The 24,997-nt window shown below is 62.2% G+C and carries 20 protein-coding genes; 7 read left to right on the forward strand and 13 right to left on the reverse strand.

The window, feature by feature from the left end; genetic code table 11:
- Nucleotide 1: 1 nt before the first annotated feature.
- Nucleotides 2-1,969, reverse strand: coding sequence for a hypothetical protein (locus IPM12_16395; protein ID MBK9149386.1), 1,968 nt, complete (start codon nucleotides 1,967-1,969; stop codon nucleotides 2-4).
- 45 nt (nucleotides 1,970-2,014) lie between these two features.
- A complete protein-coding gene (locus IPM12_16400) occupies nucleotides 2,015-2,557 on the reverse strand; it encodes a hypothetical protein (GenBank protein MBK9149387.1) in 543 nt (180 codons plus the stop codon).
- Between the two features lie 96 nt (nucleotides 2,558-2,653).
- On the opposite strand from IPM12_16400, the gene IPM12_16405 reads away from it, so the two are divergent.
- A complete protein-coding gene (locus tag IPM12_16405) occupies nucleotides 2,654-3,136 on the forward strand; it encodes a hypothetical protein (protein ID MBK9149388.1) in 483 nt (160 codons plus the stop codon).
- Here IPM12_16405 and IPM12_16410 read toward each other — a convergent pair whose 3' ends face one another.
- On the reverse strand, nucleotides 3,137-4,375 hold the full coding sequence (locus tag IPM12_16410; protein MBK9149389.1) for a T9SS type A sorting domain-containing protein: 1,239 nt from the start codon (nucleotides 4,373-4,375) through the stop codon (nucleotides 3,137-3,139). It abuts the gene before it with no gap.
- Nucleotides 4,376-4,478: 103 nt separating this feature from the next.
- On the opposite strand from IPM12_16410, the gene guaA reads away from it, so the two are divergent.
- Together guaA and IPM12_16420 are read left to right on the forward strand one after the other, a co-directional pair.
- A complete protein-coding gene (gene guaA / locus IPM12_16415) occupies nucleotides 4,479-6,011 on the forward strand; it encodes a glutamine-hydrolyzing GMP synthase (GenBank protein MBK9149390.1) in 1,533 nt (510 codons plus the stop codon).
- 80 nt (nucleotides 6,012-6,091) lie between these two features.
- Nucleotides 6,092-7,825: a LysM peptidoglycan-binding domain-containing protein gene (locus IPM12_16420; protein ID MBK9149391.1), complete on the forward strand. Its 1,734-nt coding sequence runs from the start codon at nucleotides 6,092-6,094 to the stop codon at nucleotides 7,823-7,825.
- Between the two features lie 6 nt (nucleotides 7,826-7,831).
- Here the strand turns inward: IPM12_16420 and IPM12_16425 are convergent, their stop codons facing one another.
- The 5 genes from IPM12_16425 to IPM12_16445 all read right to left on the reverse strand — a co-directional run bounded on the left by IPM12_16425 (nucleotide 7,832) and on the right by IPM12_16445 (nucleotide 13,997).
- On the reverse strand, nucleotides 7,832-8,938 hold the full coding sequence (locus tag IPM12_16425; protein ID MBK9149392.1) for an acyl-CoA desaturase: 1,107 nt from the start codon (nucleotides 8,936-8,938) through the stop codon (nucleotides 7,832-7,834).
- A gap of 132 nt (nucleotides 8,939-9,070) precedes the next feature.
- Complete coding sequence (locus IPM12_16430) at nucleotides 9,071-10,120, reverse strand: hypothetical protein (GenBank protein MBK9149393.1); 1,050 nt, start codon at nucleotides 10,118-10,120, stop codon at nucleotides 9,071-9,073.
- A gap of 75 nt (nucleotides 10,121-10,195) precedes the next feature.
- A complete protein-coding gene (locus IPM12_16435) occupies nucleotides 10,196-10,525 on the reverse strand; it encodes an MmcQ/YjbR family DNA-binding protein (GenBank protein ID MBK9149394.1) in 330 nt (109 codons plus the stop codon).
- A gap of 11 nt (nucleotides 10,526-10,536) precedes the next feature.
- Nucleotides 10,537-10,728 (reverse strand): hypothetical protein, encoded by a 192-nt coding sequence (locus IPM12_16440; GenBank protein ID MBK9149395.1) that lies wholly within the window; start codon nucleotides 10,726-10,728, stop codon nucleotides 10,537-10,539.
- A 44-nt stretch (nucleotides 10,729-10,772) separates the two neighbouring features.
- Nucleotides 10,773-13,997 (reverse strand): PD40 domain-containing protein, encoded by a 3,225-nt coding sequence (locus IPM12_16445; GenBank protein MBK9149396.1) that lies wholly within the window; start codon nucleotides 13,995-13,997, stop codon nucleotides 10,773-10,775.
- 171 nt (nucleotides 13,998-14,168) lie between these two features.
- Here IPM12_16445 and IPM12_16450 point away from each other — a divergent pair, with 171 nt between their 5' ends.
- Genes IPM12_16450 through IPM12_16460 form a run of 3 tightly spaced genes read left to right on the forward strand, consistent with a single transcriptional unit; the run spans nucleotide 14,169 to nucleotide 17,957 of the window.
- Entirely contained in the window at nucleotides 14,169-15,860 is a 1,692-nt protein-coding gene (locus IPM12_16450) for a T9SS type A sorting domain-containing protein (protein ID MBK9149397.1), read from the forward strand.
- Nucleotides 15,861-15,909: 49 nt separating this feature from the next.
- Nucleotides 15,910-16,503, forward strand: a complete 594-nt coding sequence (locus IPM12_16455) for a sugar transferase (GenBank protein MBK9149398.1) — start codon at nucleotides 15,910-15,912, stop codon at nucleotides 16,501-16,503.
- Entirely contained in the window at nucleotides 16,500-17,957 is a 1,458-nt protein-coding gene (locus IPM12_16460) for a hypothetical protein (protein ID MBK9149399.1), read from the forward strand. The genes IPM12_16455 and IPM12_16460 overlap by 4 nt, the downstream gene beginning before the upstream one ends.
- A gap of 8 nt (nucleotides 17,958-17,965) precedes the next feature.
- On the opposite strand, the gene IPM12_16465 is transcribed toward IPM12_16460, so the two are convergent.
- Nucleotides 17,966-18,853, reverse strand: a complete 888-nt coding sequence (locus IPM12_16465) for a transglutaminase family protein (GenBank protein ID MBK9149400.1) — start codon at nucleotides 18,851-18,853, stop codon at nucleotides 17,966-17,968.
- Nucleotides 18,854-19,027: 174 nt separating this feature from the next.
- On the opposite strand from IPM12_16465, the gene IPM12_16470 reads away from it, so the two are divergent.
- Nucleotides 19,028-19,795: an energy transducer TonB gene (locus tag IPM12_16470; GenBank protein MBK9149401.1), complete on the forward strand. Its 768-nt coding sequence runs from the start codon at nucleotides 19,028-19,030 to the stop codon at nucleotides 19,793-19,795.
- 109 nt (nucleotides 19,796-19,904) lie between these two features.
- On the opposite strand, the gene IPM12_16475 is transcribed toward IPM12_16470, so the two are convergent.
- The 4 genes from IPM12_16475 to IPM12_16490 all read right to left on the reverse strand — a co-directional run bounded on the left by IPM12_16475 (nucleotide 19,905) and on the right by IPM12_16490 (nucleotide 24,994).
- On the reverse strand, nucleotides 19,905-22,727 hold the full coding sequence (locus tag IPM12_16475; protein ID MBK9149402.1) for a hypothetical protein: 2,823 nt from the start codon (nucleotides 22,725-22,727) through the stop codon (nucleotides 19,905-19,907).
- Nucleotides 22,728-22,880: 153 nt separating this feature from the next.
- Entirely contained in the window at nucleotides 22,881-23,780 is a 900-nt protein-coding gene (locus tag IPM12_16480) for a nucleoside phosphorylase (protein ID MBK9149403.1), read from the reverse strand.
- 78 nt (nucleotides 23,781-23,858) lie between these two features.
- Entirely contained in the window at nucleotides 23,859-24,584 is a 726-nt protein-coding gene (locus IPM12_16485; protein MBK9149404.1) for a DUF4197 domain-containing protein, read from the reverse strand.
- Nucleotides 24,581-24,994: an acyl-CoA thioesterase gene (locus IPM12_16490; protein MBK9149405.1), complete on the reverse strand. Its 414-nt coding sequence runs from the start codon at nucleotides 24,992-24,994 to the stop codon at nucleotides 24,581-24,583. The genes IPM12_16485 and IPM12_16490 overlap by 4 nt, the downstream gene beginning before the upstream one ends.
- Nucleotides 24,995-24,997: the final 3 nt, after the last annotated feature.

Raw genomic sequence — 24,997 nt, forward strand, 5'->3', positions numbered from 1 at the left:
TTCAGTCAAGCACCATGCGGGTGCTCCATCGCCCGGATCCCGAATCGACCGTGATCACCACGAGGCCCAAAGCGCGTTGAGGCGGCACCAATTCAATCGGCCATTGATCAATCGCCTTCCGCAGCAGCAACCGCCCAAGCGCATCACTCATTTCAAGGCGCGCAGCTCCATCACCGCCGCCGATGCGCAAGCGGCCATCCGCCCCTTGGCTCGCCCACAGCCCAGGAATGGCCGAACGACTCAGCGCCACCACCTGGCTCAATGAGCCGCCTCCATCGAGATCGACCTGGCGCAGGCGGTAATAGCCGATCCCCGGCAAGGGCTGCGCATCATCGAAGATGTAATCGCGCCGCTCGTGCGAATCGCCTGCACCGGGCAGCTGCGCGATCGGCATGAAGCGCTGCGCGTCGGTTGATCGCTCGACGATGAACCACGCATTGCCCTGCTCGTTGGCGGTGCTCCAACGCAGGCGCGCAACGCGATCCTCCTCCTGCGCCGTGAAGGTGAGCAGCTCGATGGGCAACGGGCAATCGAAGGTGGCGATGAAGGCGAGGTTGGCGGGATTATTCGGTGCGCCCGGCGTTTCGACGCCCGCGACGCCTGCGCTGGTGAAGTTGGCGGCGACACGGTAGTTGCCGCTGTTGAAGAAGAGCACGCGGCCGGTGTGGTCCATGGCACTGATGCGGAGGTTGTCGAGCCCTCCGTTGTTCATGTTCTGCCCATTGGTGCCATAGCTGATGCCGTGGAAGTAACGGCCTTGTGCATCGCGCGTCTGCGCCGCATCGCCTTCGTTGCGGAAGCTCATGTAGTTCCAATTGCCGGCGCCCCAGGCGCAGTTGAAGTAGCCCGATGTGCTGGCCGGATTGGGCGATGAACCGCACCCCTGCATGCTCGCATGGCTCACCGGCAGGATGTACCGCTTGTCCGCAGGCGATGCATCGCTGGGATCATCGGGAGGCAGCGAGGCGTTGGGGTCGGTGTTGTTGTAGAGCAGGATGATGCTTCCGGTGGGCACGGCTGCCCATTGCCCGATGCTCGCGAAGCGCAGGTGGCCAGCGGCGGTGCCGCTATTCACGAGCGTGGCGCCGAATCCGTTGTAGAGCGCGCCGTTATTGTCATCGACCTTGATGCCCCGGATATCGATCGTGGAGCAGGGCGGCCCCACGGCGATCAGCTCCACGTACTCCTTCGCGCCGCTGGGTCCATTGCTCAGTTCGTTCACGATCAGCCCTGTGCCCGGCGCGCTGAAGGGGATGGTGAGCTGCACGTCATCCACCGCGAAACTGGGGTCGGCGCCCGAGCCATCGTTGTTGTTCACCCAGCGGAAACCGATGCGCACGTTCGGGTTATTGTCGGCGCTGGCGGGCAAGGCGATGCTGTAGCTGGTCCATTGTCCTTGGCCGCTACCGCACACGGGTGTCTTCGGAAGGTCGATGAGCTGGGTCCAGACCGATCCGTTGTAGAACCAGAGCGTGGCATTGTCCGTGGCGCCCTGCCCGTTCTCCATGTACTTGAAGCTGAGCGTGAGGCCCGCGAGCCCCGTGAGGTCGATCACCGGCGACTCGGCGCGCTGATCGGTCTGGGAGGAGTTGCACGAGCAGCAGAAGGCGCAGAGCGCCGGCGGGCAGCCGGCATCATAGGCGGCCCCGCAATCACCCGAAGGGCAGAAGAAGCAGCCGTTCGGCGATATGCAGCTGATGTCGTTGCCCACATGCAGCGTCTCGTTGTTTCCGCAACCCGCTCCGCACGCACCGGCGGCCTGCCCGTTCTCGCGGCAGCTGATGAACCAGCGATTGGCGCACGCTCCGTTGGCTCCGGTATTCGTAATGCTCCAGGCGCCGTTGGGACCTATGTAAGCCGATGCGTAGCAGCCGCCCATGCACGCATTCTCGAACTCCTCGCCCCATACGGCAAGCTGGCCGCTGGTACTCAGAGGCAACAGGACGAGTGCAACGGCCAGATTCCGCACGGCCCATCGAAAGTAAGCCGTGAACGGATCCTTCGTCCGACGCCACTACCCGATGCGGTACTGCTCCTGCACTTCGGACCAGCTGAAGAGGAAGTAGCCGAACAGGGCGTTCAGGCGCTTGAGGACGATGGGATTCGGCGAGCGCGTGCCTCGAAAATACTCGTCCTGGAAACGGTACAGATCGTATTCGAGGAAGACCGCCTTGCCCATGGCGTACACGGAGTTCTTGCTCGGCGCGTTCAGGCGCGACATGCGGTCGCTCAGCGCGCGCACCGCATCTTCCACATCGGTGCAGCCCTGGCCCGTGGCCTGCGCGAACTTCGAGATGGACAATGCGTGCATGCGCTTGTCGGTGCCGGGTCCGAGCGCGCGATGCATCTCCATCAGGTTGGCCGTGAGCACGATCAGCAGGAAACGGGCGTCATCATCCTCCCGAAGGCCGGGCGACTCCTCGAATTCCGGTGCCTCATTCAATTCCGCCACCACCAACGGGAATCCATCGGCGCACATCTCGAGCACCGAATTGATGAACACGTTCGCCAGCTTCTCCTCCGTGATGCGCTTCCTTCCGAACAGTGTTGAGATCATGCCGATCTTGGTTCCCGCGAAGGTCCAGAGCTTGCGCCCGTCGATCCGGGGCGCCGCTTCGTCCGATTTCAACATTGTTATCCACCTGCCACCAGCATGAAGACCCTCTTGCATGAGTACGCGGCCTACGATCGGTGGGCCAATTCGCGCTTCTTCGAGCGATTAGCGGAGGAATCGGAGGGCATCCTCGATGCGCTCGCCCCAAGCAGCTTCCCTACGCTGCGCAAGACCCTGCTGCACATCCGCGATGCCGAATGCGCTTGGACCCATCGCTTGCTGGGCGCACCGGTGCGATGGCCTGCTGAACCGGGCACGGACATCGCCACGCTCATCCCGCATTGCGAGCGCCTGCATGATCTCGTGCATGGCATGGATGAGGCTGAATTCGAGAAAGAGCGGTCCTACCGCGATCTGAAGGGGAACGAGCACCGAAGCCGGGTGTGGCGCATGCTCATGCATTGCTTCAACCACAGCACGCAGCATCGGGGCCAGCTGATCACCCAGATGCGCTTCCTCGGTTTGGAGCGAATCCCCGCAAACGACCTGGTGGTGTTCCAGCGGTCGATCGACGCGCGCTGATCAGCGCATGGCCCTCGTCAAGCGGCTCGAGGCCACGCGGCGACCATTCCGATCAAGGACTCGGATCACATAAAGGCCCGCAGCCAAGCCGCTCAGGTCAATGGCGGCCGGTGCCTGATCCACGGACCCTGTCCACAAGGCACGACCTGCTCCATCCTGCACAATGATGTAGCCCCCCGGCCCATCGAAACCATCAATCACGACCTTGTCCATGGCTGGATTCGGGAAGCAGCGAATGCTGTTCAACCGCAGCTCTTGTGAGCCCGTTGTGCAATTGCTCAGGAACCATGGGCATGCGGTGGCCTCGTTGCTGAAGAAATCGAAGAGCAGCGCGGCGACCTTCTGTTCCCCGACCGCTGAGGGATGGACCCCATCCTGCTCGAAATCGTCCGGGCATTCCCACGTGAGCCCATCGCTTCGCGGCGTTGCGCCATCGGCCCAGAGGTAGGTGCCCCATGCAAGCCAGGGAGAAACACTGTTGGGTCCGTCGAACGCGAGTTCAGGACTCCCGTTGATCTGCTCCAGGATCACCTGGCGCATGATGAAGCCCTGATCGTAGGCGTATGGCTCGGGATTCAGCGCGCCGACGGCATAACCGCCATAAACCCGGCTGGCCACGTAGCACAGGCGCGCGTTCGGGAATCGGGAGCGCATCTCATGCGCGATGCGCTTGGTCTGGACGTAAAGGCTATCGCGGTAGGTCTGCAAAGGCTGGCCATTGGCCTGATTCGCCTGCTTCAGCCAGATCACCTGCACCTGCTGCGCCGAGATGCCTGCTTGCTGCAAGCGACTGCCAACGGTGGTCCAATAGTTCTGGTAATTCGGATGCCATGGCGCCGAGATCACCTGCGCGGTCTGCCCACCGACGCCGCCATTCACGAACGTGATGTCCGGATTCACTGCAGGATGCCCGTTCGCCAGTGCGATGAAGGCGGCCGTCTCCTGCTGGGTGTTCGACATTCCGATGGATAGCCAACCGATCCGGCCACTCACCGCGTCGGGAGCGCCTGTGGCGTCCAAGGGCCCCACGGCCAGCGCCAGCGCGAGTCCCTCGTCGGCATGCGCTTGCGGCATGGCATTGCTGCCGCCGCCATATAAGCCGCCATCGTATCCATCGTAGAACGAGGAACCCATGTCCATGATGGGAACGAGGCCGACAGTGGTCTGTGCGCAGTTGGCCTGGCCCGAAGCACGGAAGGCGATGCATGTGATCGCCGCAATGGCAAGTGCCCGGTTCATGACACCAAAGATGCGCCACGCGCGGCATGGTTCGATCCACCGCTCTGAGCGCGCTGGCTACCTTCGCCCGCCGCTGGCTACCTGATCTGCGCGGCGCTCCGTCTTGCCCGAATCCATCCTCATCCTCGACCACGGCTCGCAGTACACCCAGCTCATCGCCCGCCGGGTTCGCGAGCTGAATGTCTATTGCGAGATCCACCCCTTCAGCAAGGCGCAGCAATTCGCCCACGAGCCCAGCGTGAAGGGCGTGATCCTGAGCGGTAGCCCCAGCAGCGTGCATGACACGAACGCGCCCGACACCGACCTCACGGGCATCATCGGCGTAAAACCCATCCTCGCGGTGTGCTACGGCGCACAGCTCATCGCCAAGCGCATGGGCGCGCCGGTGGAGAAGAGCCGGATCCGCGAATACGGCCGCGCGCACCTGAGCACCATCGCCGACAACCATCTTTTCGATGGCATCGAGGCCGGCACGCAGGTATGGATGAGCCACGGCGACAGCATCACAGCGCCGAGCGAGGCCATGGACGTGATCGCCAGCACGGCCGATGTGCCCGTTGCCGCCTACGCGCTGCGTGACCTGCTCACCTATGCGGTGCAGTTCCATCCGGAGGTCTATCACAGCACCGATGGCCTGCAACTGCTGCACAACTTCGTGATCGGCATCTGCGGATGCACCGGAGATTGGACGCCCCACGGCTTCGTTGAGCACACCGTGGCCAGCCTGCAGCAGCAGCTGGGCGATGACCAGGTGGTGCTCGCACTCAGCGGTGGCGTGGACAGCAGCGTGGCCGCCTTGCTGCTCGATCGCGCCATTGGAGACCGGCTGCAATGCATCTTCGTTGACAACGGCCTGCTGCGCAAGGACGAATACTCGCGCGTCCTGGAGAGTTACCGGCACCTCGGCCTCAACATCACCGGTGTGGATGCGAAGTCCGAGTTCTACTCTGCATTGAAAGGCCTCGAGGAACCCGAGGCGAAGCGGAAGGCCATCGGCCGCACCTTCATTGAAGTGTTCGACCGGGAGGCGCACCGCATCCAGGATGTGAAATGGCTGGGGCAGGGCACCATCTACCCTGATGTGATCGAGAGCGTGAGCGTGAACGGCCCCAGCGTCACCATCAAGAGCCACCACAATGTGGGCGGTTTGCCGGACCGCATGAAGCTGCAAGTGGTGGAACCGCTGCGCCTGCTATTCAAGGACGAGGTGCGCCGCGTGGGTCGCGAACTGGGCCTCGACCCCAACATCCTCGGCCGCCATCCTTTCCCCGGCCCGGGCCTCGCAATACGCATCCTGGGTGAGATCACGCCTGAGAAAGTGGCGCTGCTGCAAGAGGTCGACCACATCTTCATCCAAGGACTGCGCGATGAGGGGCTCTACGATCAAGTGTGGCAGGCGGGAGCTATCCTGCTTCCCGTGCGAAGCGTCGGCGTGATGGGCGATGAGCGCACCTACGAGAACGCCGTGGCCCTGCGCGCGGTAAGCAGCACCGACGGGATGACCGCCGATTGGTGCCACCTGCCCTACGAGTTCCTGGCACGGATATCGAACCAGATCATCAACCGCGTGAAGGGCGTGAACCGAGTGGTGTACGACATCAGCAGCAAGCCGCCCGCTACCATTGAATGGGAATGAACGCTCGAGTTGAGGGGCTGTGGTCTGGCCCTGGGCAAAAGGCCTTCGCGCGTTGCAGGTTGCTGCTCGCTGCATGCCTCATGCTGCCGCTTGCTTCGTGGTCGCAAGAGACGCGCATCATCGATGGGAAGAAATTCACCGTGCATCGGGTGGAGCAAGGCCAGACCCTATTCGCCATCGCGCGCTCGTACGCTGTGCCCGTGGATGAACTGATCAAGGCGAATCCGGAGGTGCAGGCCGGCATCGGCATCGGGCAGGAACTGATGGTCCCACAAGCCGCAGTGATCAGGAAGGAAGCGCGCAATGCGCCGCTGCTGCTGAAGGATGGCGAGCTCCGGCACACCGTCGGGAAGAAAGAGACGCTATTCGGGATCGCCAAGCGATACGGCACCGACATCAACGTGCTGCTCGAACGAAACCCGGAGGCCGTGGGCGGTTTGCGCGAAGGCGCAGTGATCATCGTTCCGGCACCGGCGGTGCAGTCCACGGGCAATCCGGCCCTCCGGCGCGCGGAACCCATGCACACCATCGATCACGTGGTGCAGCCTGGCGAAACGCTCTTCAGCCTGGGCCAGCGTTACGGCGTAAGGCCCGAAGCGATCGTGGCCGCGAACACCGGCCTGCCCGATGGACTGAAAGCCGGTTCCACGATCCTCATTCCACGAGTGGGGCCCGCACCGGAACCACCGAAACCACCTGCCTCCGTAGTGGTCACAAGTGCTTTGCGCCGGATCGGCCTGCTGCTCCCCTTCTCCACCGCACGCAACGATAGCGCGCTGGATGCCTCGGCCGCCGCGACCAACGGACCGCGCTTCCACGAAGCCTCGCGCATTGCGGCGCTGTTCTACGCAGGAGCGCTCATCGCCCTCGATTCGCTCGCCGCGTTGGGACTCAACGCCGAAGTGAGACCCATCGACGTGGGCGACGATGCGAGGCAATGGGGCAGCGCATTGAAGGACCCTGCGATCGCCGACCTCGACCTGAGCATCGGCCCCTTCCACCGCGCGGCCATTGAGCAGTTGGCTCGCGCGCACCCGCGCCTGCCCATCGTGTGCCCGGTGCCGCAGAGCAATAAAGTGGTGCTGGGCTTCCCTAACGTGAGCAAGGCCGTACCCGCACGCACCGACCTGGTGCGCCACGCCGCACGCTGGCTCGCCGCCAAGCACGCGCGCGACAACCTCATCGTGCTGCGCCCTGAGATCACCGGCGACAAGGAGATCCAAGAGCCGATGATCAACACCCTCAACTCAGCGCTCGCCAACCAGAGCGGGCGCCTGCGCGACAGCGTGCTCGTGATGCGCACCGGCCGCCGCGACCTCGGAGAACTCGCCGCGAAGCTCGACCCGGCGCGCCTCAACGTGATCGTGGTGCCCAGTGAGGACGTGGAATTCGCGACCACCGTGGTCGTGAAACTGAAGGCATTGGCCGCCAAGCACAGCGTGCGCCTCGTCGGCATGGAGAGCTGGCTCCGCATGGATCCCATCGCGGCCACCGACCTCGATGCGCTGGGATTCACCTACGCCGCAGCGAACCATTTCGACGCTACGGACCCCGGGACCCAGCGCTTCATCGCGCGCTTCCGCGAGCGCTTTCAGCACGATGTCGATGAGTACGCCATGCTCGGCTTCGATGTCACCTTCCATTTCGCGCGCGCGCTGATGCTCCACGGGCGCATCGATGCCGAGGCCCCCGTGAGCGAGCAACCGCTGCATGCCGGCTATCGCATGAGCCGAACCGGCCCGGAGAATGGCCTTCGCAACGAGTACGGCATGATGCTGCAGGTGAAGGACCTGAAGGTGGTGATGGCGCAATAGGGGCAACTACCCGATCGCCTCATTCAGGCTAGGCAGCCCGATCCGGCGCATGAGCGAGAAGTGCGAGCGCAGCGCGCTCAACAAGGTCGGGTTCACGTTGTAGGGCAGTCCGAACTCACGTGCGGTGCGTTCCACGATGGGCGCGATGGCCGGATAATGCACATGTGACACGCGCGGGAAGAGGTGGTGCTCCACCTGGTAATTGAGGCCGCCCACGTACCAGCCGATGATGGGATTGCCGGGGCTGAAGTTCACCGTGGTGCGCATCTGGTGCGCGGCCCAATCGTCGGCGATCACGCCACGCTCGTCCGGCAATGGGTGATCGGTGCCCTCAACCGTATGCGCCAACTGGAATACCAGCGTGAGAATGGCGCCTGCGATGAAGTGCATGAGCAGGAAACCCAGTAAGACAAACAGCCAGGGCAGGCCAAGGGCGATGGGCAGGCCGACCACCGCCAGGAAGTAAACGACCTTGAGGGCGACGATGCGCAGCAGGGCGATGCGCTTGGAGCGCGCGCTGCCGGGCATCACGCCGCGTGCGTCGTACTGATTGAACTGGATGATATCCTTGGCGAGCACCCAGTACAGGGTGAGCAGGCCATAGAACAAGGTGGCATAGAGCCACTGGAAACGGTGGTACCATTTGCGGCCGGTGTGCGGCGAGAACTTCAGCACGAGACGGTCCTGGATATCGTCATCGACGTGCGTGATGTTGGTGTAGGTGTGGTGCAGGATGTTGTGCTGCAGCTTCCAGTTGTGCGTGCTTCCGCCGAGCAGGTTCAGGGTGTGGCCCAGCCACCAGTTCACACGCTCGTTGGCGGAATAGGCGCCGTGGTTGGCATCGTGCATCACGCTCATGCCGATGCCGGCGAGGCCGAACCCCATGAGCGCCCAAAGGGCCATCTGCACGCCTGGCGAGGGCTGCACGACCACCAGCCCCACGAATGCGCCGAGGTAGACGGTGAGCAGCACCACGGTCTTCAGCACCATGGCGGCGTTCGCGTGAGGGCTGATGCCCTGCTCATTGAAATACCCTTCGACACGAGCCCGCACAGTGGCGTGGAAATCGGTCTTCTCCTGCGGGATGAACTTGATGCGCTGCTTGGGGCCCATTCATGCCTTTCCGCAGGGAGAGTCCTGCGTGGCGGCGCGGCAAGCTAAGCGCCACGCGACCACATGAAGCTGCCATCCGTCAGACCACCGGGCTGGCCTGACGGATGCGCCTCGCTATACCGATGGGTGCACTTACCGATTCACCACCAAGCGCAGTGGGACCGCATTCCCCGTGAACAAGGTGTAGGCCCCGGGCTCCAGGCCTTCAAGCGCGAGAACGCAATCGGTGCTATTCGCGAATCGGCCTTGCAAAACCTCACGGCCAGCAGCATCGACCATCCGCCAAGCCCCGCTCAAGGCAGCCGCGCTCCGGATGCGCACCTCATCCTGCGCCGGGTTGGGCGCAACGGACAATCGCGGCCTGCTTACATCCGTGACGCCCAGTACCAGATCGAAAGGCTCTGAGAGGATCGGGTCGCAGGCGTAGGTGGCTTCCACGGTGTACACCCCGCCCTCCGTGGGGATGAAGCAGGCATCCTCTTGAAACGGCTCACCATCGAGGTACCACTGGTAATCGGTCGATACGGGGTAGAAGCAGATCGATTCCTCGAATTGGAAGATCACGGGGGGGGCTTCCTCCAAGTAGAAGATGCCGATCTCCACGCCGAGGCTCATGATGAAATCCGGGCACTCCGCCGGTGCGCCGCTGGCGCTATAGAAGCCGGCCTCGGTGGGGTAAAGCACGGTTCCGTTCGCGCCGGGGATGGGGTCACCATTGAAGGTCCACTGGATGTTCTCCGTGACGCTGCCGAGCGTGAGCTGGATGAAGGCTCCGGGGCAGTAGTAGCTCTCCCCCTTGGTGCCGATGCTTGCGGGCTCATCGCCTTCATGTATCACGTACGGGGGCAGGAACGCCCATCCATCGACGAGAACGCCGGGCGAGAGCTCGCCGCATTCATCCAAGGTGCTGAGCACCGTGAACACCGAGCCGGCATCGCTGGCAGCGCTCACCATCAAGGTCTGCTGGTTCGCATTGAAGAGGGGCGAGCCATCCTTGTACCATTGATAGCTATCGGCAGGCTGGGTGCTGAGGATGATGCTCTCATCCGGACAGAGGATCGCTTCGCCGGGGGTGATCACCGGGTCGTGGTCGCATTGGGAGGCAGCGATCGTGCCGAGAAGAGCGAATGCGAGAGTGAGCGTTGCTTTCATGCTTGCAGCTGTCTTGAGGGAATGACGCATGGCTGAAGTCGTACGCTGCCTGGGCCTTCGACGAACGCCATCAGAACCACGAAGATGATCATTGCACGATCGACCTCAAGCACAACCCGCGATTCGCATGGCCGCCTTCACCCCTTCGCGGAAGAGCGCAGTGCTGCACGCCTTCAGTTCCACGTAGGTGGCGCCCTTCTCGCCCCACTTGTTCGGCACCGGGAGGAAGACCAGCGGATGCCGCGCTTGCAGTTCGGCCTGCTGCTCCTGATCGAGCATCAGCACGGCCCGGTTCTCCTCTGCCCAGAGCGTGAGGAAGATCCTTGAAGCCTTGCCCTTGGGCGTGATCCCGCGGAATGCCTGCTTATCGAAGTGCGCGTGCTCAGTGACGTCTGGCAGGGCGAGCAGGAGGTCGCGAGCGGCGCCGGCGTCCACAGCCGAAGAGGTCAGTTCAGGTAAGGCCAGCTCTGCGCGGGGCTCAACACCTCGATGTGCAATTCGCCAGCGCCATCGTGCCATTGAAGGGCCACGCAATCGGGCTTCTTCCGTTTGCCGCAGCGCACGGCGGTGAGCAGCTCATCGGGCACGCGACGCGGCTTGCGGGCGCGGGGGGCGGTATGGGTGCGGGCTGCTGGCACGCTCCTAATATAGGATGCGCCAGCGACGAACCAAGCAGCGGAACTCAATTCCCCATCAGCACCTTCACCGCCGCCTCCAGTTGCTGATCCCTTCCTTGCGATACGACACCCGGATCGAGCGGCTGGCGCACGTCGGGGTCGAGCTGCTGGTTCTCGAGGTAGTTGCCCGCATTGTCCACCATGCCCACCTGCGGGATGCCGAACCACATGCCGTTCTGAAGGCCCTCCCACCACACGGCGGTGCCGGTGCCGGGCACGGGCATGCCCACGAGCTTGCCGATGCCCAGCGCGCGGTAGGTCACGGGGAACATGTGCGCATCGCTGTAGTTGCTTTCGCTCATCACCACCACGCTGGGTCGCTGGTACTTGAAGTGCGGCTCGGTGCCCAGGATCTGGTCGCGCGGCAGGAATGTCATATATGTCTTGCCATTGAGGAAGGTGGCGAGATCATCGTGCAGCCAACCGCCCCCGTTGAAACGCGTGTCCACCACCAGGCCTTTCTTGTCGTGGTAGCGGCCGAGTGCTTCTTCATACACCACGCGGAAACTGTGGTCGTTCATGCCTTGGACATGCACGTATCCGAGTTGGCCGCCGCTGAGGCTATCCACCAGATGCCGGCAGCGCTCCACCCAACGCTTGTAGAGCAGGCCGTAGTCCTCGCCCTCGGCGAGCGGTTTCACGCTCTCGTCCCAGCGGGTCTTCGTCTTGGGGTCAAACATGCTCAGCAGCATGGGCTTGTTTCCTTTGCGGTTGAAGAGCATGGCCCAATCCATATCGGCGGCGACTTCCGCGCCATCAATCTTTTCGATCACGTGCCCGGCCTTCACCTTGCTGCCTTCTTTTGTGAGCGGGCTGCGGGGCATGATCTCCGTGATGCGCAGGCCAGGCCCGGGTTCATTGGCGAAGAAGCAGCCGAGTGAGGCGGTCTGGTCGTCGTTGGGCATTTCGTACCGGTAACCGGCACCGGTGTGCGATGCGTTGAGCTCTCCCAGCATCTCGCTGCACAACTCGGCCATATCGAAGTTGTTGTTGATATGGGGCAGGCAGCGCTGGTACTCGGCCTTGTACTTGTCCCAGTCAACGCCCTGCAGGTCCACGCGGTAGAATTTCTTCTTCACCTGCCTCCAGATGTGCTCGAAGAGGTAGGCGCGCTCGGCGCTTTCGTCGAGGATCATCTCGCCGCCGATGCCCACGCCCTTGTTCTCGCTCTTCTCGGTGTCGTAGTAACCGATGCTGCCGTTGTTCAGATAGAAGAGCTTCTTGGCATCCTTGTCCCAAGCGAGGTTGTGCGCCCAGCCATCGCCCATCTTGTTCAGGACCTTCGTCTCGCGCGTGCGGATCTCGAACTGCCACAGGTCCGTGCCTTTCTCAAAGGCCGCGAGGTAGTACAGCTTCTCTCCATCGGGGCTGAGCAGGGCATCACTGAGGGCGCTGCTGTTCGGCGTTAGCCGCACCCGGCGGTATTCAATCCCCTCCAATTCGATCTTCAAGGGTTTCACCTCTTCCTTCTTCTCCTCCTTGTCCTTCTTCGCCTCCTTGTCCTTCTTGCCGTCCTTCCCGTCCTTCCCTTCGTCCTTCTTCTCCTCCTCTTCCTTCACCAATGCGGCTTCCTCCTTCGTCATCTTGAACTTGTCAAAAGCCTCCTGCGTGAGGAAGAAGGCGTAGGCATCGCTCTCACCTCCCCAGCTGGCGTGGTTCTTCTGCCCGTCGCGATCGCTCATGTACACGATGGCTTTGCCTTCCATGGCCCAACGGGGCGTGTAGCCGCCGTAGCCGCTGCGCGTGAGGTTGATGATGGGCTCCTTGCCCGAGGCGTTCACCAGGCCCACCTGGCCGATCCATTGCTTGTCGTGCAGGAAATTGACCACGAACCACTTGCTGTCGGGGCTCCATTGGTACCACTGGTCGCCGTCGCTGTAGCTGTAATTCTTATTACCCGGAACGATGACGCGCGTCTGCTTCGTGGCCAGGTTGAGGACCCTGAGCGCGGTGCGCTCCTCCAGGTAAGCCACTTCCTTTCCATCGGGCGAATAGGCGCACTGGAACTCCTCAGCGGGCGTGCTGAGCAAGGCTTCTTCCTTCAGCAGGGTGGCGTTGAAGAAGTACTTCTCCTCCTTGCGGACCAACGAAGTGGTGAACAGGTCCCAGCTCTGTCCGCGCTCGCTGGCGTAGAGGATGGTACGGCCATCGGGGCTGAAACTCACGTTGCGCTCCTGCTCGGGCGTGCTGGTGATGCGGCGCGTGGTGCCTTCGGCGATGCTAGTCACGAAGACCTCGCCGCGATGGATGAACACGGCTTCCTTGCCGCTCGGGCTCAAGGTGTATTCATCGGCACTGCTCACGTTGATCGTGCGCTGCGGGAGATAGCGGCCATCGCTATGGATGCGGATGTCCACCTTATTCGGCTCAGCACCATCGGCCATGGTGTAGAGCTCGCCCCTGTAACTGAAGCAGAGCGTTCCGTTGCTGCTGATGCTGAGGTATCGAACCGGATGATCCGTGAAGCGCGTCACTTGCATGCTGCGCCCGCCGGATGCCGGCATGCGGTGCACGTTGAAGCTGCCGCTCACTTCGGTGAGGTAGAAGAGCGTGCCGCCGTCCTTGCTCCAGACCGGATCGCGGTCCTCGCCGGCGAAGGGGGTGAGCTGCTTGTACTCCTTGGTGGCGGGATTGAAGGTCCAGATGTCGCGCGTGACGGATGAAGTGTGGTGCTTGCGCCAATTGTCCTCATAGCCTTTGCGGTCGTGGTAGGCGATCAGGCTACCATCGGGACTGTAGCGCGCGTTCTGCATGGCGATGGTGCTCAGCTGCATCACGCGGCCGCCTTTCACGGGCACGGTGTAGAGCTCACCGAGGCCGCCCACGGGGAACTGCTGGTGCTTCACATCGTCCTGGCGCGTGCCGTAGAAGATCACCTGCGTTCCATCGACGCTGAAATCGCTGGCCACTTCGCCATTGCCATGGAAGGTGAGGCGTGTGGGCGCACCGCCGGTGGAGGGCATCACGAACACATCGTTGTTGCCATGGCGATTGCTCGTGAAGGCGACCAGCTTGCCGTCGCGGCTCCACACCGGGGTATGGTCGTAGGCTTCGTTGGAGGTGAGCGGCATGGCGTCTCCGCCGGTTGCTGGTACGCGCCAGATATCGCCGTGATAGCAGAAGGCGATGGACTGCCCATCTGGGCTGATGGCGGCGTTGCGGAGCCACAGAGGCTGGGCCGAAGCAGAAATCGTTGCCGAGAGCGCGGTGAGCAGGAGGATGCGTTTCATGATCGGCGAAGCTATTCGTGGGAAGTCAGACCGCTTGGGCTTCTCTCCCGGCTGCGGATGAACGGTGCAATCGCGGGATGAAGCGTTGCGCCCCATATCACACGGGCCGTCATCCATTCCGCGGCGTCCGCTGAGAGGCGCTTTCCCTTCGTGGCGTCAACACCGATCACCATGAAAGCAATCGCACTCATCGCCTCCCTCGTGCTCGCGATCCCGTTCCGGGCCCAAGTGGCTTGCGACATCCTCAGTGCAGGTCCCTTGCAAGGAAGCTATGCGCACACCTGGGCCGAACCCGCCGCTGGCTCATGGGACACGCCGAATATGCTCTATGCATCGAACCGGGTGATCGGCGATCTGGTGCGCGCGCACAGCGGTGGACAGGACGATAGCCTGGCCTGCTCGCCGCTGATCAATCCAACGGCGGTAGCCGGTAAGGTGGCCCTGCTCTACCGCGGCACCTGCGACTATGCGTTGAAGGCGAAGCATTGTCAGGAAGCCGGCGCCATTGCCGTTGTGATCATCAATAATGTTCAGGGCCCGCCCGTGGAAATGGGCGGCGGGCCGTATGGGCCGCAGGTGAACATACCGGTGTTCCAGATCACCTTGGGTGACGGCGAAGCATGGATGGAGGCCATCGATTCCGGCGCAACGCTCTCAGTGCTTCTCGGCAACAAGGATGGCTACTACGCCGTGGATGCCGGCGTGCGCAAGCAGGGCGTGCTGCTGCCCAAGAGCCTCGCGCTGCCAAGCTTGCTCGCCTCACAGCCCGGTGACCATGCCGTGGGAATCGGCGCCATGGTGCACAACTTCGGCGCCGAGGACATCGCTTTGCTCGTGCTCCGCGCCGTCATCGAACAGGATGGCGAAAGCGTGTACGATGAGGCCACACCCCCCTTCGCGCTTGCACCCGGCGATAGCCTGCTTGCCGAGCTCCCGGATTGGACGCAGCCCGCCTTCAGCGGCAACTACCAGCTCACCTACAACGTGGTGGCCCTCAATGACCAGCACGTGCTTGACAACCAGTACACCGTGCCGCTGCACTACGCAGACAGCTATGCCCCAGCGCCTGTAGAACCGGCTTCAGGCGCACCCGTGAGCACCGTGGGCATGCAGCCCGCCCAAAGCGCGGGAGCGTATGAAAGCTGCATCCACTTCAGCGATGCGCACGCCTCACGCATCGCCGTCACCGGGATGGATCGGCAGGTATCGGTGAACGAGCCCCTCACGATCGCGGGCGACGGCGTGATCACCCGCGTGTATGAATGGCAGGATCCCTTCGTCACCATGGACGATCCAGGATTCGGCTTCAGCCAGCTCTCCCTTATCCACGACGAGGAGCACGTGATCACCGCCACCGGGAACTCCGCCATGGTCCATTTCCCTTTCACCGAGCCGCTGCTGCTCCAGGACGATGCGCGTTACCTCTTCTGCACCGTCACCAGCAACCCCACCGTGTTCTTCGGCTACCATGAGCATGTCCACTACGGCCTGAATGAGACGGTGTACGGCCAGCCCACCAGTCCGATCAGCAACGGCGGCAATTGGTTCATCGGCTTCACCGGCGGTCCGGTGGCGAGCTTGGGGCTGCGCACAGCAGACGCCGAATCCATCGGCATTGAAGAGGCTGCATCACCACAGCTGAGCGCTTACCCGAATCCGAGTACGGGCGTCTTCCATCTGGTGATCGAATCCTCCGAGCCGGTGCAGCTGATCGCTCGCGATGCGCTCGGGCGCGAGGTGCTGCGCCAACGCGCAACCGCCGGCCGGGCCGTCGTTGATCTCTCGGGCCGACCCGCTGGCGTGTACATGCTCAGCATGCAGGGAAGCGGAGCCACACGCTCGCTGCGACTGGTGGTGGAATAGCGAAGGCCGCGCGTCCGCCGCATCGCCCGGTGTTGCGTTCCTTCGCCGCATGGGCAAGCGCGCGTTCGACCTGATCGCATCGGCCAGCGCGCTGCTGTTGCTCGCCCCGCTCTTGCTGATCATCGCTGCAGCCGTGGCCATTGGATCGCCGGGCGGCGCCTTCTTCCGACAGGTGCGCGTGGGCAAAGGCGGAAGGGAATTCCGGCTGCTGAAGTTCCGCACCATGCGGCTGGGCAGCGAGGCCGCCGGCCAGATCACCGTGGGCGGCCGCGATCCACGCATCACGCGCATCGGCTACGTGCTGCGTAAGACCAAGCTCGATGAACTGCCGCAGCTGCTGAACATCGTTGCGGGCGAAATGAGCGTCGTGGGACCGCGTCCCGAAGTGCCGCGCTACGTGGCGCTCTATTCCGAAGAGCAACGGCAGGTCCTCAGCTTCAGGCCTGGACTCACCAGCCTGGCGAGCATCGCGTACATCGACGAGAACGAAGTGCTGGGCCGCGCCAGCGATCCAGAGCGCGTGTACTTGGACGAGGTGATGCCGGCGAAGCTCGCGCTCGATCTGCGGTACGTGCGCGAGCGCAGCATGCGGCTCGATCTGCGAATCATCGCTCGAACCGCGCTTCGCTTGTTCAACCGATGACGGCACCGGACCGACCTTCCCCGGTTCGACGCATCGCTTTACTCGGTGCACTCGCCCTATCCATCGCCGCCATCTTCTCCATCGGCCCCTTCCATGCCGATGAGCACTTCCAGATCCTCGAGTTCGCTGGCTGGAAGCTAGGCATCACCCCGGAAACGGACCTCACCTGGGAATTCGGCGCGCGCCTCCGACCGGCGCTTCAGCCAGCCATGGTGGTGGTGGTGCATCGCGTATTGAATGCCGTTGGCTTCGACGACCATTACGGCACCGCTCTTCTGCTTCGCCTATTCACCGCAGCGCTCGCATGGTCCGGCGCTGTGCTCCTCTTCAACCGGCGGCTTCGCGATGATCCCGCGCTTCAGCGGCCCCGCCTGCGGAGCACCTATGCAGCGCTCGCCTTCCTGCTCTGGTTCGGGGTTTTCGCGGCAGTGCGGTTCTCCTCCGAGGGGCTTTCGGCCGCGCTCTTCCTCATCGGCTTCGCGCAGGTGGTGCATGGCAATGGTCAGCGTTCGCGCGCATGGCTGATCGGTGGACTGCTCATCGGCTTGGCCTGCGTGGCGCGCGTGCAAATGGGCTCCATGGTGATCGGCCTGGTGGGTTGGTGCCTGCTGGTGAAGCGAGCGGCCTTGCCCAAACTGAGCGCATTGGTCGCGGGTGTGGTGGCGGCGCAACTTATCGGCCTTCTGATCGACCGTTGGTTCTATGGTGAATGGGTATTCACCGCATGGAACTACTTCGAGCAGAACATCATCGCCGGAAAGGCAGCGTCCTTCGGCACCGAGCCATGGTGGTGGTATTTCACGCAAATCACAGAGCGCGCAGTTCCGCCCTTCAGCATCACCTTCATCGCATTGCCGCTGCTTGCCATTGTCTTCCGCCGAAGGGATCCCGTTGTCTGGGCCGCATTGCCATTCCTCTTGGCGCATCTGTCGATCGGCCACAAAGAGCTTCGCTTCCTCTTCCCGCTGATCCCCTTCCTTCCGGCACTTGTGGTGCTTGGCGCGCACGCGGCACTGGAGCAAGGCTGGTTCAATTACTTCAGCGACCGATGGTGGCGCGTGCTCCGCATCGCTTTCATCGCCGTGCATGTGCCGCTTCTATTGGTCGTGCTCTTCAAGCCTGCGAATGAGGATGCCGTGTTGCGCGAAGCGATCCACGATTCGGCCTCTGAACCGATGACCCTCGTGCATGAAGGCCGACAGCCTTTCGCGCAGGAGCACCCGGTGTGGTTCGGCAGGCCACTCGGGCTTCGATTCGCCTTGCGCGATGAGGGCTGGCCCGATGAATCAGCCTTTCTCCTGCTCACGCTGGATCAATCACCCGCGCTTCCAACAGGATTCATCGCGCGTGAATGCTTCGCTTCCTATCCGGCTTGGGCAAAGCGAATCAACATCGGCGGCTGGGCCGATCGTACCGACCGCTGGGTGCTTTGGAAGGTGAGGCGAGATGAATAGGTAGGCCTTCATCCCTCAACCCTGCCGAGCATATCCCTCAGCTTCTCCAGGTCGGCGGCGCGCTCACTATCGCCCATCTTGCTGTAGCTGTTAGCCAGGTTGTTCAGCTGGCGGCGGATGATGTCGATGTTGGTGCAGGGCTGATAGAAGCTCGGGCGTGGCTCGATCTTCAGCTTCGAAAGGAACTCGTTGATCTCGTTGCGCCCGAGGATATCGCCTTGGCTGAAGGCATTCACGTAGAAGAGCACGCTCTCCTCGCCTTGCTGGCCGGCATCCGCACCGCCGATGCTCTCCTCATCGAGATAGGCGAGCACGAAATGATTGGGCAGGTTCACGCCGCGCATGGGCAGACCCAGGTCCTCAGCGAGCACCTGATAGATGATGGCCAGCGACAGCGGATTGCCCTTGCGGCTGTCGAGCACCTCGTTGATGTAGCTGTTCTGCGGCGCGTGGTAGTTGCGCTTATTGCCCTTGAAGCCATGGACCTGGAAGAAGATGTGGTTGAACACGCGCACCTTCTCGAAGGCGGTGAGGTGATCGTTCAACTCCAGCCAGATGTCCTGCCGGATCGCTGCCAGCCGCGCCTTCACCTTCGGCTCGTCCATATCGGGGTAGCGGTAGCGGCTGATGATGAGCGCGCCTTCGAGCAGGTCCTCTCCGCCTGCTTCGTACCAGGCCTTGAGGCGATCGGTCACGCGGCTCAGGTGGATGGTGTGCAAGAGGTCCTCGACGCGGTTGCGGAAGAGGTCGCCGAAGTCGTCGATCTCCCATGCGCGCTCGAGCTCCGGCACGATGTCGTCGCCCAGCTGCACGATGCGGTCGCGCACCTGGGTGTAAATGGTCTCGTCGGGATCGTCGATCAGGGTGATCAGCGCGCGGATCTCGTTGTTGCCCATGTGATCGCCGGGTAAGCGGCTCGGAGCGAAAGCTATCGGGGCGGTCAGGGAAGTCTTGTGCTCCAGGCATGCATGTTTCAGCGGCAGGCTGTTGATGGCGCCTGACACACGAGCAGACTGAACAGGGGCTTGTGGAAAGGCCGTGCCATTGGATCTGCCGTGGTAGATTTCGGCATGCTTCAAGTGAATCACGCCCTATTTGCGTGCCTGCTTGCTTCGGTTACCAGTCAAGCAAGGGCCCAGGTTGTCACCGCTCCCTATCTCGACGACGGCGAACTCACCGATTCGGTCTTCACCGTAGTGGAAGTGTCGCCCGCATTCACGGGTGGAGAAGCTGAGTTGTACAAGTACCTGCTAACGGCAATCCGCTACCCGGACGCCGCGCGCGACGCCGGCATTCAGGGCACTGTGTTCATCAACTTCGTCGTGGAGAAGGACGGGCGCATCACGAACGCGAACGTGCTGCGTGGCATCGGTGGCGGCTGCGATGAGGTTGCGCTGAACGCCGTGCGCAGCATGCCCGCATGGACGCCCGGCGAGCACAAGGGGCAGAGGGTGCGCGTGAGGTACAACCTGCCGGTGAAGTTCACCATGAAAGAACCTGAGAAGGTCATTTCAACCTCAGATCGAGCATACACGGTCGTGGAGGAAATGCCCGAATTCCCCGGAGGGGCTGTTGCCATGTATCAGTTCATCAAGAAGGAACTCCGCTACCCTACGGAATTGAAACGAAGCAAAGCCAATGGCACGGTTCATACCACCTTCGAGATTGGCACCGATGGGTCAATCAACAATGCCAGAGTCTATCGTGGCTTTCACCCTGCAGCTGATGCAGAAGCCCTTCGCTTGGTGAACAGCATGCCCGCATGGTCGCCAGGAAAGCAACGGGGCAAGCCCGTCCGCGTGCAATTCACCCTGCCGATCCGCTTCTCACCGAAGTGAGTCCTTGCGCGACATTCACAGCACTTCCCTGCCCTAACCCGCCAACCGCTCCAGCGCCTCCCCGATCATCTGATCGATCGCTGCGTGGTGATCCTTGCGGTGTGTTCCGCTATTCGATTGTGAACCTGGTGAAGAACTGCTTCTCCGCGCTGCGCACTCCGATGCTGTACGCTCCAGATGCGAGAGACAGGCTCAAGGGCACATGGCGCTGCTTCGCTGCCACATTCACGCTGCGCTCATCCGCCACGCGACCGGTCGCATCCAGGATGGTGATGCGCAGGGTACCATGCGAGACTTCGGGCAGGCCCAAGACGAATTCTCCGCGACTCGGATTGGGCACGATGCGCAGGCCAGCCTGCGCACCGTCGTGCTCTTCGATCCCGATGAGCGAATCCAACTGGATGCTCGCGCTCACCACGCAGCCGCCAGCCATGGTCACGGTCACTGAGTAGGTGCCGATGTTTGTGGGTGTGATGACCGGTCCGATGGCGTTGGGGAGTGCCTGCCCGTTCAGCGTCCATGTGTAGGTGCCCAGTCCGGCCTGCACGCTCAGGTTGCCGTTGGCGTAGGTCAGTGCGAGGTCTGGGCAGATGGCGACGGCTTGCGCGTAGGCATCACATTCGCCTCCGGTAACGCCGATCGCGGTCCAGATGCCGAATGGCGGATTCTGCAGGCAATTGCCTGCGGTTGTCGCGTACAGAGCACCAGCCAGGTACCACTGATAGGAAATGAAGCCCGCAGGCTCCATGCACAACGTTGAGTTCGCAGCGCTGTAGGCGATCGAGGCAGTCACGCTGCTCCCCAGCACGAACACGCTATCGCTGGCCATGCAGGCACCTCCGGCAAGCGAAACGGTGAGCACGTACCAGCCGGCGGCAGGCGGGCTCACGCTGGTCACCGCACTGGTCGTGTCACCAAGGCCGAGCGCGGGAGTCCAACTGATGAACGGTGAGGCTGGGGAGCCGATGCAGGCCGCGAGGCCTTGGTAAGCCGTACCGCTAGGAGGGCCTTGCGGCGATTCGTAGACCGCGTCCCCGACGCTGTTCAGCAAGGTGAATCGATTCTCGTTATTCCAAATGGTCCCTGCCGTATAGAACAGAGAAATCGCATCGCCAGTGGCTACAGGCAACAGAATCGTATCCACAGCCACTCCGAGATCCGTAATCGAGTAATTGACCGTGCTGCCCGCGATGGAGACCGACAGGTTGGCGCCGCCGCCCCAACCATCGCCGAAGGTCTCGAAGAGGATAAGGGTGTACGTGCAGGTATCTGCAGAATTGAACACGCTGCCCTCCAAGGTTGTCGGGCCGTCGCACAAGGAGACATCGGGCCCGGCATCCACGAGAAAGGGGGAATCGATCACCGTGATGATGAGCGTGGTGTCGTGGACGCAGCCTTCGGAATCGATCACCGTGAGGGTGTAAGGGAATTCACCCAATCCGCCAGGGATGGCGATGCTCTGCTGGGCGGTCATCGGCGGCAGCAGACCAGGACCGTTCCAGAACGCCGAATCGGGATTGCTGAGCTGAATTGTCGGATATGTGGTGATGAGCAGGCTATCCAGCTGTGGCGACTGCCCTAGACTCAAAGCCCATGAGCATAAGAATCCGTCATCCTGGGCCCACAGATCGGTAATCGTCAGCGTCCAAGTGCCATTCATCGGGCAACCAATCAGATTGGAGATCGGCTGAACCGGAGTATAGGTGCCGGGGATTAGCGTGCTATTCGGAGGCGATCCGGCTAACACGAGATTGGAAGAGCCGTAACCTGCGGACTGGGAGAAGGTCCCGAAGTCCGCTGGGTAGGTCCAGCAATACTGCCAGCAGTCGCCAATCAGGGGCGGACCGGAAATCCCATCCATGGCCCCACCGATGTATACGGAGCCGCCTTGTTGATGAAGTGAAATTGAGGTGCCGTTGGGACAGGTAAGGGAGATGACGAGGTCCGCTAGAAAGCTGTGTTCCATGTTCACGCAAACGCTGCTGAGGTCAGACGTTTCGTCAACAACCGCGCTGTCCGGAAACGATGAAACGTTGATGGTGAGAACGTTAGGTACGTTTACGTCATCGGGTAAGTAGAAACCTCCAGGGTACACCGCACCGGTGGATTGATGCATCACGAGACTGTCTAGGCTGGCTGCGCCTGTTAGCGTAACGGTATCACCTAGGCAGGCGTATGGATCCGATGTGAAGGTGCCCTCAAACGAGGCGGGTGGCAGCACCACGGCTATGAACTCATCCGAAAGGACCGATGCGCAACCCGCGCTGTCCGCCACCTGCAATCGGATACGATTGATTCCCACTTGCGAGAAGCTGAGCGTGTCCATCGCGTTGCTGCTCGTTTCAGTTTGGCCCGTCGTGGAATTAATCCAGGCCCATGAGGCGAGTGCCTGCGGACCGGTCGGCATGGATACGGATCCATCCACAACGAGTGCATCGCCGAAACAGAGAAGCATAGTATCACCCATGGCCGTGAACGATGCGGATGGCAATTCGCATTGTTGCGCACAGGAGATGGTAGCCGCGAAGTTGCCAGGGCCGTTGGCATTGGACTGGAACTGGAGCGTCAGGCACCCGCTGGCGTTCAGCAGTGACGGCAGGATGACCGTGCCAAGCAAATCCTGCTCCTCGTATTCGCCCAGCAAGGGCGCCGCGATACTTGGCCCATCGAAGATGCTCAAGCGGTCGATCGGTGAATCGAACTGCGGAGAGAGATTGAAGGAGAGGAAGTCCAGGACCACCCGTTGGCCCGGCTGATCGGGGCAGACTACAGAGACGTGATTCTCGAGGATGCCGTACACGAAGCCTGGACCACCGCTGTCGTAGAGCATTCCTGCGCACGTTGTGATGGTGTCCTGCGTGATGAGGAAGTCCTGCGCCTCAGCCGCTTCAGCGAACCACTGGGTACACAGAACGATGACGGCCGCTCTCATGGTCGTGTTGATTCAGCAAGCCAATATAGATGCGGGCGTTGAATGGCGTCCGCCAAGGGTTAATCAGCAACCGCTGATCGAGAATTGCGCTACAAGGCCATGATTTGTGTCCGTCACTCGCTGCTGACTCGAAGGGAGCGTGAGCACGCCCCCCTAACCCGCCAACCGCTCAAGCACCTCCTCGATCATGAGGTCAATCGCCGCGTGGTGGTCCTTGCTGTACTCTTTGCGCAGGCGGTTAGCCACCACCGTGCACACGGTGCAGGTGCGATGGCCAAAGAGGCCTCCGAGGCCGTAAAGCGCGCTGGTCTCCATCTCGTAGTTGCACGCGATCAGCTCCTCGTGCGCGAAGGCGCTGATGCGCTCGTTCAGTCCATCGACGGAAGGCAGCAGGCGCAGTTGGCGCCCTTGCGGGCCGTAGAAACCGCCGGAGGTGATGGTGATGCCAACGGTATTGCCGTGGCCGAGGCGCTCGATGAGTTCCTTATCGCCCGCGGCCACGTATGGCACCGGAAGGTTATCCGGCCATTCGCAATGCGCGAGGAAGCCATTGAGCAGCCGGTTCTCTGCATCGGTGTTCTCGTAGGCGTAATAGTGCAGCACGTTGTCGAGGCCAACGCCGAACGCGCTCACGATGCGGCTGTCAACGGGGATGTCCTCCTGCAATGATCCGCAGGTGCCGAGCCGCACGATGCGCAAGCTCCTGTGCTCGCGCTTGGGGCTGCGCGTGGCCAGGTCGATGTTAGCGAGGGCATCGAGCTCGTTGAGCACGATGTCGATGTTGTCCGTGCCGATGCCCGTGCTGAGCGCGGTGATGTGCATGCCGTGGTACACGCCGGTGTGCGCCACGAATTCGCGGTTCTGCACGCGGTGCTCGATGCGCTCGAAGTATCGGCTCACCTTCTCCACGCGTCCTTGATCACCTACGACGATGACCAGGTCGCCGAGCTGCTCGGGCCGCAAGGCGAGGTGATAGACGGAGCCGTCGGGATTCAGGACGAGCTCGCTGGGCTCGAGCACGGTGCCGGGTTCAGTGAGGGTGATGGCGTGCATGGCGCTTGGCGAACGGTTGAGGATTGAAGGTTGGGCGGGTTGAGGGTTGCCCGGTAACCGGCAACCGACAGCGATCATCTATTGCACTCCGAATACTTTCTGCAACAGCGCAGTCGTGCGGGCCAGGGGATCAATGCGGATGCGCTTCTCTTCTTGCGCGAGCACGGTGAAGAGGCCTTGCAAGGCCTTGTCGGTCACATAGGCGTCGAGGTCGGGGTTCACGGCCTTTCCGCCTGTGAGCAAAGTGGCCGTGTTGTAGGCCGTTGCCAACGGCTGCCAATAGCTGGTGAGGGCCACTTGCTGCGTGGCGTTCTGCACCACGGGGGCGAAGCGCGCTCGCAAGGCCCCGCTCGTTCTCTCCCGCAGGAAGTTGGTGGCCGCGTTCTCCCCGCCGCGCAGGATGGTGAAGCCGTCCTGGATCGTCATGCTCGTGATGGCATCCACGAAGACCGGCACGGCTTCCTTCGCCGCCGCCTCTGCCGCTTTATTCAGTGTGCGCTCGAAATCCTCAACGGGCTTGGTGATGCCCAAGTCATTGAGCGTGTTCTTCACCTTGATCGCTTCCTCCGGGAATGGCACGCGGATGAGCGCATTGCCCCAGAAGCCATCGGCGGCGCTGGTGCTGCTCACGGCGCGTTCAGCGCCCACGCGCAAGGCCTCCTTCAAGCCAGCGATCACCTCTTCGTTGCTGAGCGCAGAGGGCGTGCTGGTGGAGCCCAGAATGGTCTGCAGGTCCTGCGGCGAGCATGCGACCAGCGAAAGGGCGAGCGCCATCACAGTGCATCGGGTCATCGACTTCTTCATGGCTCACTGAGTTTTTCCAGCGCCGACCTCCACTCCGGAAACAGCTCAATGGAACGGTTCGCTGCGTAGTCGAAGCAGACCATCACGCTGCGCCCTTCGGCGCACACCTCCTGCTGTTCATCCTTCAAGCGGATGATGCGATAGTGCAGATCGAAGCTCTTGGTGCCGATGCGCCCGGCGAGGCATTCGGCTACAATGCGGTCGCGCAGATGAATGGGCTGGCGGTAATCGACCTCATTGCGCGCCAGGATCAGGCCCTGCCTCTTCCAATCGTGGTCGGGTGCGATGAAGCGCAGCAGCAGCTCCATGCGGGCCAGCTCGAACCATTGCAGGTACACGGCATTGTGGACGTGGTGCGCCATATCCACGTCGGCGAAGCGGATCTGGATGGGCACGTTGGCTATCGGCATGCG

Source organism: Flavobacteriales bacterium (assembly GCA_016716605.1).
Taxonomy (GTDB): Bacteria; Bacteroidota; Bacteroidia; order Flavobacteriales_F; family PHOS-HE28; genus PHOS-HE28.